Source organism: Candidatus Saccharibacteria bacterium (genome assembly GCA_012965045.1).
In the GTDB taxonomy this organism is placed as follows: domain Bacteria; phylum Patescibacteriota; class Saccharimonadia; order Saccharimonadales; family DTSZ01; genus DTSZ01.
In genome coordinates this window covers 499,174-511,943 of sequence record DTSZ01000001.1, presented here as the reverse complement: position 1 = coordinate 511,943, position 12,770 = coordinate 499,174, and the positions used below count along the sequence as shown (strand labels likewise).

4 protein-coding genes are annotated in these 12,770 nt (G+C 46.1%); all 4 read left to right on the top strand.

Features of this window, described 5'->3' with window-relative positions:
- Window positions 1–7 precede the first annotated feature (7 nt).
- The 4 genes from EYO12_02565 to EYO12_02550 all read left to right on the top strand — a co-directional run bounded on the left by EYO12_02565 (window position 8) and on the right by EYO12_02550 (window position 12,703).
- Window positions 8–1,108, top strand: coding sequence for a hypothetical protein (locus EYO12_02565; GenBank protein ID HIA91977.1), 1,101 nt, complete (start codon window positions 8–10; stop codon window positions 1,106–1,108).
- Window positions 1,109–1,194: 86 nt separating this feature from the next.
- A complete protein-coding gene (locus EYO12_02560) occupies window positions 1,195–2,187 on the top strand; it encodes a hypothetical protein (GenBank protein ID HIA91976.1) in 993 nt (330 codons plus the stop codon).
- Between the two features lie 49 nt (window positions 2,188–2,236).
- Window positions 2,237–3,214 (top strand): PKD domain-containing protein, encoded by a 978-nt coding sequence (locus tag EYO12_02555; protein HIA91975.1) that lies wholly within the window; start codon window positions 2,237–2,239, stop codon window positions 3,212–3,214.
- 351 nt (window positions 3,215–3,565) lie between these two features.
- Entirely contained in the window at window positions 3,566–12,703 is a 9,138-nt protein-coding gene (locus EYO12_02550; protein HIA91974.1) for a hypothetical protein, read from the top strand.
- Window positions 12,704–12,770 lie beyond the last annotated feature (67 nt).

Sequence of the window (12,770 nt, the reverse complement as noted above, 5' to 3'; positions counted from 1 at the left end):
AATAGTAATGCGACATAGACTTGCACAAACACTAGCAAGTATCGGAATAACGGCACTCTTGATTTCAAGTGTGCCGTTTCCGTATTTCGCAAAACATGTCACAGCGGCTGATATTGGTGATCGATCCATAGAGCTATCTTCATCGACGCCGAGCCAGCTAGCTGTAAACCACGATTATACGTTCGACCTTGAACTTGGGGGGAATGTAGGATCAATTGAATTTGAATATTGCTCAAACAGTCCAATACCTTCAGAACCTTGTACTGCGCCGAGCGGTATCGATGTGACTAATGCTTCAATAGACGACCAATCAGGCGAGGCAGACCAGCCTATAGCTGATAGTTTTGTGGTTCACCCGAGTACGTATAACGGTACATATACTGACAACAACTACATTGTTGTAAATAGAGTAGCCGCCCAAAATACGACCGTCGCAACGACCAGTTTCGATTTTGGGAACTTGATAAATCCAGATACAGCGGGATCTCATTATGTTCGAATACGGACCTATGATAGTACTGATGGTCGCATCACCGGTAATGTGGTTGACCAAGGTGGATTAGCTTTCGCGCTTAATACTCGCTTTAACATTCAAGCGTATGTTCCGCCGTTTTTGACATTTTGTGTTGGTACGACAATCCTAGCCAATGATTGTGGTACCGCTACAGGATTTCAGCTGAGTTTTGGTGAGTTATCAAGTAACACCACAAAAACTGGCACTTCAAAATTCTTAGCCTATACCAATGCCGAGTTTGGGTATGCAGTTTCTGTCCTTGGCACTACAATGACATCTGGAAATAATACAATTACAAACATGGCGTCCCCGACGGCAAGTCAAACAGGCACGAAGCAGTTTGGGCTCAACCTTCGCGCAAACACACAACCAGTCGTTGGTTTAGAGCCAGCTGGCCCGGGTACGGCAACTGTTGCCAGTAACTACAACACACCCAATGTATATAAGTTCATATCTGGTGATACTGTTGCTGTCAGCCCAATCCCAAGCGACAGAAAAACCTTCACAGCCAGCTACATTGTTAATATTCCCGAAAACCAGCCAAAGGGTATATATTCAACAACGCTTACATATGTAGCTACGGCCACGTTTTAAAACCAACTGTTATTAATTGATATTCTTGCTTAGCGTAAGTAGTTTAGCTATAGTTATCAGAAGTTGATAAATAAAATGGAGGAAAAATGGTTTCACGTCTATCTGTGCTACAGAAAATGATGTTGATGGTAGTGATAGCAACAGTAAGTATTTTCGGATTTACATCTTTAGCAAACGGACAGAACAGTCAAGGGAATGGTCTTGCGCTGTCGACACTTGTCGAGGAGGCGGAAGCCGAGCCAGGGCAGAGGATAACACTCCAGAACCCTATTACAGTTAAAAATGTCACAGCCAACCCATTAACGGTAGTGGTTAACTTTAATGACTTCTTACCATCAGAAGATGAGAGTGGTACGCCGCAAATTATCGTTAAGGAATCAACAGAACCAAATGAGTTTGGTATTAGAACATACTTCCAGCCAATTGACAGCTTTACGCTACAACCAGACGAGACTATAGATATCCCAGTCACCTTGGATGTACCAACTAACGCTACACCTGGCGGACATTATGGAATTGTAAGATTTACAGCTGCCAATGAAGCAGACCCAGATCAAGATGTAACACTTGCAGCAAGTGTTGGTACTATCGTTCTTCTAAACGTAGCAGGCGAAGAGGTAGAGAACCTGAGTCTACTAGAAATCGGTGCAGCTAAAGATGGAGAATTGGGATCGTTCTTTACAGCAAGCCCAGATCAAATTGTTGCTCGTATTCAAAATAATGGTAACACTCACGCAGCTCCGTTTGGTAGGATTGAAGTTTCTAACTTTGTCGGCAACGTCAAAGAGGTAGTAGAGTTTAATAGCGACAACACTCGGCGCGGCTTTGCCCTGCCAGACAGTATTCGTCGGTTCGAAAATGATTTGTCAGAAAAATATCAATTTGGTCGCTATACCATAGCGGGCAACCTATCGTATGGTGATGGTGGTGATATTATTGCAGTCAATGAAACCTTTTGGGTGTTACCGTGGCCGATTATCCTTGGTGTTGTCGGTGGTTTGATTGTGATTATTGGTGGCGGCCGACTATTCCTTAAGTCATATGCTAAAAAAGTCCAAAACAAATCACGACGATTCTAAGCAACTTTACTAGTGTGGTATGCTGTATAGCATAAGCGTATAAACAAAAATGCAACACGAATACACTAAACACACAAAACTATGGCACGAGCTAGCTCACATGCTACTCGTGCTATTAGTGTTTGTCGGGGTTTTTATTATTCCGCTCACTAATGTCAACGCGCAGACAGTTGAAAATCCTCAAAGCGGATCAGTTGGTTTAACAGGCACCGTGCCAGGGCCGCCGCCAGATATTCCAGCAGTTATTGATGTACCTTCTCAACAAGAAGTACTTGTCTCCACTCCTACAGCTGTTCGTGGTGAATGTGTACCGGGGACTATTATTCAAATCAGTCGTAACGGTGCCTTTGCTGGGTCAGTGCTTTGTCTGGAAGATGGTACCTTCCAGTTACAAATCGACTTACTGCCAGGATTAAATACCATAATTGCCAGCACCTTTGATGCTCTTAACCAACAGGGGCCAGATTCTGCTCCGGTTATAGTCAACTACCAACCGCAAGATGGTGGTGTTGATGTCGGGCAAAATATCGCTACTATATCGCCGTTTGTCATTACATCTAACTTTGGTGCGCGGGGTGTAAACCCCGGCGACGAAATTACCTGGCCGTTATCAGTAAGCGGCGGTGTTGCCCCGTACGCTATATCAATCGATTGGGGCGACGGAAGCGAGGATACCCTGTTGAGCTTAGATGATAGCGGTGAATTCAATCCAACTCATGTCTATGATCAGTCCGGCACGTATTCTGTAACTGTAAAGGCGACAGATGCAGATGGACGATTGGCTTTTGTGCAGGTTTTAACTATTGTTAACGGCCCTGCAGTAGGTGGCATAACCCAAGAGGCCGACCCGAATGCCAATGTTGTGGTACGTGACCAGTACGTCTTGTGGCCAATCTACGCGCTTGTCGTCTGCGTGTTCGTAGCGTTTGTTATCGGTAGATCCTTCCAGCGCTGGTCAGACAAGCACAAACAACGTCATGGCGGCAACCTAATCGGCAGCCGCGGATTCAAGCAGTCACACGCTTAGAAGTAACTATTATAGTAAGTTGATATCAATCATTTGATCTATATAAATTCAAACTGTGGAAAAGTAAGCATAAAGTCATTGCTTTACCAAAGTGAATATGCTTAAATAATGTCATCCTTATATCCAAATAAAAAACTTATAAAGATATAAACAAAAATCTAAAAAAAGTTTACGGATTGAGGCGGAGTAAAATAAAAAGAGAAAAAGTAGGTATCACATGCAGGGCGCGCATGAGTTATCATTTCGGGGAAAGACTATGAGGTTGGCTATTGCCAGCCAAGTAGTCTTTTTTAGATTTTAGATAATACCTTGGGCGCTCTCATTTGACCTGTCTTTTGTAAAAAGAGGTTAATGAGAACAATTTTCTCATCACTAGCACATGCATTAACTACCTTGGTTAAAGGTAGTGTTTTTGCGTTTTCAGAAACTAAGGCATTCATACACTGCTCAGTAGCAAGCGCCCGCTACCTGGGCAGTGTAGGGGTGCTTTTGGTTGCTCTTTCTGTAATGACTGCTCTCGTAGCACTAGCCCCTCACTCCGCAACTGCCATTAACGAACAATTCACCTTCCAGGGTCGCTTACGCAACTCTGCGCAGGGAATTGTTCCTGATGGCGACTATCACATTCGATTTAGAATCTATTCTGGCGGCGACGGTAATCTTGGCGGCGGCGATGAAACACTGGAATGGACAGAGGCTCACTCTACCGGAAATCTTGTTCGGGTAGAAAATGGTTACTTTACGGTACAACTTGGATCACTAACGTCACTGTCTGGCGTCGACTTCACCGAAGATACTTTGTGGCTGACTGTCGACATTGGTGGCAGTGGTGGTGCTGCCAGCTACGACGGCGAAATGGATCCATTCATGAGATTCTCTGCTAGCCCGTATGCCTTCCAAGCTGATAACGCTGATACGCTAGACAACTTAGATTCAACAGACTTCGTTCAACTGGCTCAAGGCAGCGCACAAACTGACAACACTACGAATAGCAGCATATTTATTAACAAAACTAACACTGGTAATTTACTTCAGCTGCAAAATGGCGGTAGCGATATTCTTACTCTTACGAATGCGGGCGTACTAACGGTTACTGGTAATTCGACGTTTGACGGCGACCTGTCGGTAACTGCAGGCAACCAATTCACCAACGCTGGCAGTAGCTTATTTACGGCGATCACAATTAGCGACGTAAGCGGTGGCGGCGATGTAGAAACGGCTGCAAATTCAGTAGATATTGCCAGTACGCTAAATGTTAATCAGACTACATCTGGTCAAACGCTAACATTGCCAGATCCAACCGTCACAACAGGTGGTCGCGTTGTGTATGTTAACAACGTCGGTACCGAAAGCTTTGCTATGTACGGCGTAACAATAAACAGTCAACGCAGCCAAGCATTTATTTGGAACGGAACTGTGTGGGTTGGCACAAACATTGACGGTGCGGGCAGTGGTGCTACTGCAGTTGGTACCTTAAATGGCGCTTCTAAGAATGCCAATGGTGGCGTTATTTCTGCGAACGAACTATTCCTGCAAACGGCTGATGCAACCTACCCCGGACTCGTCTCAACCGGCACCCAAACCTTTGCTGGGGCGAAGACTTTCGCTGGCAACAACTTTACGCTCCAGAACGGAACGGATTCAACTACGGCTTATCAGTTCTTGGATGCCGATGGCGGCACACCGATCTTAAATGTAGATACAACTAATGAGAGGATAGGGATTGGGACGTCCAGCCCACAGCAATTACTTCATCTTTCTGGCACCGTTCCAGAAATTAGATTTACCGACACCGCAGGAGATGAGTATAGGCTTGGAAACAATAACGGCAAATTTAGAGTCTACAACCAAACCGATACTACAGATGTGCTGGTCATTGATGGCGGCGGAAGCGTCGGTATAGGTACTAACGGCCCAGATAGCCAAGTCGAAATAAATTCAGCTACAGGCAGTAACTTGCGTCTTACTTACAATGACGCAGATGGTTCAGCCGCCAACTACACAGATCTTACAACCGCAAGCGACGGAGATCTTACTATCAACAGCTCAGGTGGCAACGTGGATATACAAGATGCTCTGACTGCAGACAGCCTTACACTCGACACTGGTTCATTGACTATTAGTGGTGTTGTTACGGACATAACTACAGGTACCGACGAGAACCTAACGGTGGTCGCTAATGGTACTGGTGAAATTATCCTTAATGACACAGTTCAGGTAGCAACTCTTGCCGCTGCCGACAACGACTCCGTGGTCTGTAGAAACACATCTAACCAACTCGCGGCTTGTAGTTCTACATTCCTAAGCACTGCCAACTTTAACCTTCAGGGTGCTTACGACGGCGGCAACACCATTGTGGCTGACGATGCTGGTGGAGACATTGACCTTACTGTTAGTGAAGCAACTAACTTTACTGTAGACATTACTGGAACAGGTTCATTCATTGTCCAAGACGGTGGTAGTGCAGTGCTAACAGTAGCTGACGGTGGAACAAGTACTTTCAACGGCGACGTTGTGCTTGGTGCCGGCAATAGTCTTACCATTACCGGCGGTAACACCGCATCTCGCCCAGCCAGCCCAACCGAAGGTATGGTTTACTTCGACACTACAACAGACAAACTACTAACTTACGCTAACGGTAAATGGAAAGCAGACAGTGGTGAATACACCATAGTTGCCGCTAATGACTCTACCCAAGCCGAAAAAGATGCAGCTGACTACGTAGCTGACGGAACCAGTGACGAAGACGAAATTAATTCGGCCTTAACTGCAGCAAGTGGCGGTAAGGTTCTTCTACTTGCTGGTACCTACGTAGCTGATGGAACCATCCTTATACCTAACAACACTACTTTGGCTGGTGTTGGTAATGGAACAGTCATTGAGCTAGCTGACATAGACGCCACCGACAACCTAATTGAAAACAGCGACACTACAACTGGTACTGGCGTAACTATCCGTGACCTAAAGCTCGATGGCCGTGATGATTTGAATACGGTGGGGACGCAACGTGGTATTTATTTTAACGGAGTAGGAGATCTTGCTAGTAGTCGTTTGGGGGCAAATATTAGTAACGTGCACGTACAAGACTTTAGGAACAACGGTATCCAACTTGTTGCGAGCGACAACAGTCGTGTGTCGGGCAGTACAGTTATTAATAACGCTGAAGGTATTACGCTAACGAGCACTAGTGTGAGTAACTCTATAACGAACAACGCCTCTATAAACAACACTACGTACCAATATACGGTTACTGTTACAAGTACAAGCAACACCTTTACCGATAACTATGCCGAAGGTGGCAGTCGAGGTTTCTACGTTGCTTCTGACAACAACACTATTACTGGTAACACTGTAGCTGACAGTACAGACGGAATGCATTTTGCTAATGCAGATAGCAACACTATCACAGGCAACACGGTGTTAAACGTAACGGGTAATGGACTCTACTTCTCATCTTCAGAAAACAACAGCGTCAGCAGCAACACCGTAGATGGTAGCAACCGTGGAATGTATCTTGCTGGCAGCAACGACTTCAACGTTATATCTGGAAACAGTATTTACAGCTCTACAAACGAAGCAATACGTCTCGACACCAGTGATTCAAACGTCATCACCGGCAACCTTTCGAATGTAAGCGGCGGAGCTAGCAGATTTAATGCAATCTATATTAATAACTCTGATAATAACCAGATTACTAGCAACCGTGTATTAGACACTGAATGTAACACTGACTGTTATGGCATTAATATTTTTAATGCTAGCTCAGACAACAACTACATTGCCGATAACTACGTTTCGGATAGTGACGGTGACGACGATTGGACTATCAACGATAGCGGCACCGGCACCATTTATGGCGGTCAAATACAAGACCAAACCACCGGCGACTACCTAATCCAACCAGCTGGCGACATTACCCTCGGTGCGAACGTAGACATCACCGGTGCACTTGACGTTCAAGGTGGAGACATCACTCTCGAAAACGACGAAGTCATTAGTAATAGCACTAACGGCACAATAGACATTACTGCTGCAATTACCGCACTCAGTGGCAACCTAGAAGTAGAAGGTGGCGACATTGGAATCGCTGCCGATACTGATCTATTACAACTAGCCAACAGTGCACTTACTGTTAACGGAACAGTAAGCTACACTGCAGCCGCAGCCGACAACGACGCAGTGGTGTGTCGAAACAGCTCTGGTCAACTGGCAAGTTGTAACTCTACCTTCCTAACTGCCTCTACTGTTACTCTGCAAGTAGCTTACGACGGCGGCAACACCATTGTGGCTGACGATGCTGGTGGAGACATTGACCTTACTGTTAGTGAAGCAACTAACTTTACTGTAGACATTACTGGAACAGGTTCATTCATTGTCCAAGACGGTGGTAGTGCAGTGCTAACAGTAGCTGACGGTGGAACAAGTACTTTCAACGGCGACGTTGTGCTTGGTGCCGGCAATAGTCTTACCATTACCGGCGGTAACACCGCATCTCGCCCAGCCAGCCCAACCGAAGGTATGGTTTACTTCGACACTACAACAGACAAACTACTAACTTACGCTAACGGTAAATGGAAAGCAGACAGTGGTGAATACACCATAGTTGCCGCTAATGACTCTACCCAAGCCGAAAAAGATGCAGCTGACTACGTAGCTGACGGAACCAGTGACGAAGACGAAATTAATTCGGCCTTAACTGCAGCAAGTGGCGGTAAGGTTCTTCTACTTGCTGGTACCTATGACGTTGATGCTCAAATCGCGGTACCTTCCAACACTACTCTTTCAGGAGTAGGCACTGGAAGTGTGATCACAGTCGGAAATAGCGCAAGCGGATTTAATATAATCGAAAACTCCGACCAAGTTAGCGGTAACAGTGATATTACTGTTCGTGATCTTAAGATAGATGGTAATAAAACGGGAGGAGCCAGTAATATAGGAGGCATTGAATTCGATACAGTTGGATCGGGTGTGGGGACCGCCGCCATTAACGGCTTCACTATAACTAATGTAACAATCGATGACGTTGGCAGTGATGCCATAGAAGCTGACACATCCTTTAATTCCCTCATTGAGAACAGCTTTATTTTTGACATTGGTGGTGAAGGTGTGGACTTGACAGCAAGTGATCGTATAACAGTATCCGGAAACCAATTTTTCGCAGTCCAAATAGACGCTATCTTCTTGTACGGAAGCGATAACAACCTCATCCAAAACAACCTCATAGAAGGGGTTATTGGTCCTATAGATCACGCTATCCTTTTAAGTAATGGTTCTAGGTACAACACCATAGACGGGAACACAATAATTAATACTGGGGGGTACGGCGTTGTAGCGTCTGGCGCTCAATACAATATCATTAGCAACAACTCGATAAAAGATAGCGATCTTGCAGGTGTGCGCTTGAATGCTTCATATCACAATACGGTTACCGGAAATAGCTTGCATAATAATGACGCCTACGACAGTGGGGAAACTGCGAGCATAGAAATTGAAGGCAATAGTGACGATAACGTGGTTGTAGGTAACTTTATTCGGGAGGATAGTGCAGACGGCAGCTACGCTATTAGCATAATGACAGCTACCGCTGAAGATAATTATTTAGCAGACAATTTATTTACCAACACTGCAGGTATCAACGACCAGGGAACTGATAATATTTACGGCGGTCAGTTAAATGCATCGAACGACTTTGTCATCCAGCCAGCTGGCGACATTAATTTAGTAGCAACTACCATTGATATTGACGGAAATCTAGAAGTATCTGGAACCAGTACACTCGCAGGCCAAGCAATTTTCACCGGCGTCGCAACCGACATAACTACTGGAACAGACGAAGATCTTACGGTTGTAGCTAATGGCACCGGAGTAATTTACTTAAACGATACCGTTCAACTTGGTACGCTTCCAGGCGACGCCGACACCGACTCACTGCTGTGTCTAAATGCTGCCGGTCAAATCGATAGTTGTCAGAACGCAACGCTAGACGGTGAAGCGTTCGTTAACGGTGGCAATACTTTCGGTGGCACAGCAACGCTCGGCACCAACGAATTGCAAGATCTTGTATTTAGAACAGACAGTACTACACGTCTAACAATCCAAGGTGACGGCACTATCGACCTTGGTTCTGGCGGCGCTCAGTTTAACGTTGCCAGCAACACTGAATTTACTGGCGGCGTTGCAGTGAGCAATGACAGTACTAACGCATTCTACGTACAAAACGGTGGCACACGGGCACTAACTGTAGACACTACAAATCGTACTGTTGGTATCGGTGTCAATTCTGTTGATACTGGCTACACATTGCAGGTTGGTGGAGATACCAAAATTGACGGTGTCTTAGTTGAGCAATACCTAGAATTCACACCAACAGCTACAGAAACAGGTTGGTACCGAATTATTACAACTGGCAACAGCAGCCACAGCGGTCGAATTTTAGTCGAGGCGGATCACGACAATAAAATTCAAAGCTTAGAATTCACGTATAGTGGCCGACGTTACAGCGGTGGCGACGAGATTGGTACAGTTACAGTGCTGCGAAATCTAAGCTACAACAACGGGCCAGTTACACAAGTACGTGTTGGTAGAAACACCGACGCCGACGAATCGGTACTCGATATCTATGTAAACAGTGCGACTACACCTGGCGTTATTCGTGTATACGGGTACGGCCCAGAAGTCACACTTGATAGCAGTGCTACATATGAGCCTGACTTTGCTGCCGGTGCAGAAACAGAAAGTAGCACAGCTAAAGTCGTCGATGCGCTTGGAACTAATTCTGGGCTTGGTATCGCAACTACCGGCAACTTCCGCGGTGAAGGCTTAGAAATTGGCTACACCGGCAGCACTGCAATTGATGTTGGCGACACAAGCTCTTATCTTGCTAGCTTCCAACAAGGAACCGCTAGTGCGTCGTTATTCGTTGGGTCTAATGCTTCTGGCGGTGTGTTCTTGCAATCATCGAGCGGAGATGATTTACAAATAAATAATCAAGGTGGAAATGTACAACTGAACGCCAACGGTGGACGAGTTTCAATTGGTGAAGAGTTTGTTGGCGGTGCGAAATTACGAGTAGACACTGATGACGGCGAAAATTACATAGGACTTATTGTTACCCAGCATGACACTACTAATAATAATGTCGCACTTCAGGTAGACAACACTGGTTCGGGTAACTCTTTCCAGGTAAACACTACTGACTTTGTGGTTGCGGGTAATGGCAATGTCGGCATTGGAGCTGCTCCAGATACAGACTACAAACTTGATATCCAAGGGGTGGGTTCTGGCAGTAGTGCTCAAGACGCTCGACTTCGCCTGCAGCGTTCTGACGACAATGGCCTCTCTACGATAGAGTTTTCAGGTGCAGGTGCTGCGAGTGCTGGCGACCCGTGGTATCAACTTGGTCTCGATTCTTCTGCGAGCTTCTTCACACTATATGTGGACGATGGAGCCAGTGGCTATGACTCATTACGGGTAGAAACTGACGGCGACGTTAGCTTGGGTGACGGTTCACTCTTTGTTGATTACAGCAATGGTCGAGTTGGCCTAGGAACAAGCGGACCAAGCTACGACTTATCTTTCAGTGGTGATGCGAACAAGACAATAAAAGTAGAGACAACAGGCACCAACGCTGCTGGATACAATTTAGTAATTGGTGCAGGAAATGCTGGAGCTGGCGGCAGCGCATTTGCTGGCGGAGAACTACAACTACAAGGTGGCTCAGCTGCAGGAACGGGCAACGCTAACGGCGGCGATGTAGTACTAAGTGGTGGAGCCGGCACTGGTACTGGCGTACAAGGGTTGGTAGTTGTTAACACCACCGCATTTGACGCGGCAGCTGTCCAAAACTTCACTGGTAGCGCCAACATTACCCAAAGCAACATCGACAGCTACGGAACGATTTTGATAAGCAGTAATGCGTCTGGCTACGAAGCTACCTTGACCGACCCAACCAACACTACAACTGGTCGCGTGGTATACGTAACCAACGTTGGTAGCTACGACATGACCCTTGTAGTAAACGCTGGCGGCACCGGAAACGAAGTCACATTAAAGCCAAGCACTACAGCGACAATGGTATGGAACGGTACAGATTGGACAGCTGCGGGTGCGTCTAGCTCAACCGACTTGCAGGCTGCCTACGACAACACTGCTACAAGTGCAGGTGGTGCAGAAATTGTTCTAGCTTCTCCTGGTGGTAGTGCAGACGGTCTTACCATCCGAAACAACGACACAACCCCGATCGTCGGTGGTATTCTCGAAGTCCAAAGTTCTATTGGCACCAACTTGTTTAGCGTAAACAACCTTGCACCTGAGTTTGCTTCGAATGGTGGCGCAGAAAATTCATCGTCATTCACTTCTGATTGGTCTGATCACGGTTCTGCTGTCGTCAGTCGGTATGTGGGTAGCTCATCTAATATTGCCACAGGCTTGGCCTCTGTAGAGGTGTTGACCTTTGGAGCGAACTCTGGTGTCGAAAACAGTCTAAGCTCCAACCCATTAACTAATACAACATACCAAGTTTCGTTCACGGGTACTTCAAGCTCTGGTAGCTTCTCAACGCTTGAAGTCTTGTACTCACGAGATGGTGGCTCAAATACTGTCTCTTGCGGAAACTACAGTGGGACAACCCTAGTTACCACTGGCTTTACTAAGATCACCTGTACATTTACGACGGATGCAACCACAGCTACCGATCCAATTGTTATTGTTCGACACACTGACGGAACTTCTAGGCAATTTTACATAGACAACCTTAGTGTCGTCGAAAACGACACAACTTCAGAGCCAGACCACGTGCAAATCGGTGGCGGAATAAACGGTGGCCCGGTTACATTGTTTACGCTTGACCGCTCAAGTGCTCCTCCAGTTGCAGACGGAAACGAAGCATACTTAGGAAGCATGTATTACGACACTGTCACTGGCCGAATTCAATGTTACGAGGCTGATGGTTGGGGTGCGTGTGGTAGCCCTCCAAACAACGTAATAACCCTTACTCCGGAATACGCTGGTGCGGTCTTAAACGGTAATGGTGTCGGAACAATGACTGCAGACTTCTGTGGTAACGGCGGCGGCGTCAGTGTAAACACTAGCTTCTGTGCTAGCGGTGAGGCTCGTAACTACTACGAATGGACGTCTCCACAGGCTACTGACCAAACCTACAGTATTTACATTACTTTCCAGTTACCAGAAACCTTTGACAGCTTCTTAACCAACGACACAATCACGCTTGAGGCTCGCTCAACTGATCACACCGTAGCAGATGTCACTTACGAACTATTCAGAAGTACCGACAGCGCAATTACCGAATGTGGCAGTGACACAACTGTGACAACTGCTTCAGACACGTGGCAAGTTGTGGCGCACGCAGCGAACGAAAACAGTTGTAGTTTTGCTGGTGGCGACCGATTAATTTTCAAACTGAATATGATTGCTAGTGACAACGAAGCAGTCTACGTAAGCGACATTAACTTTACATACACAAACGATTAGAAGGGGTGGTATGACCATGTAAAACAAAGACAAATAATAAAACCAAAAACAAAATTGACGGGGCAGG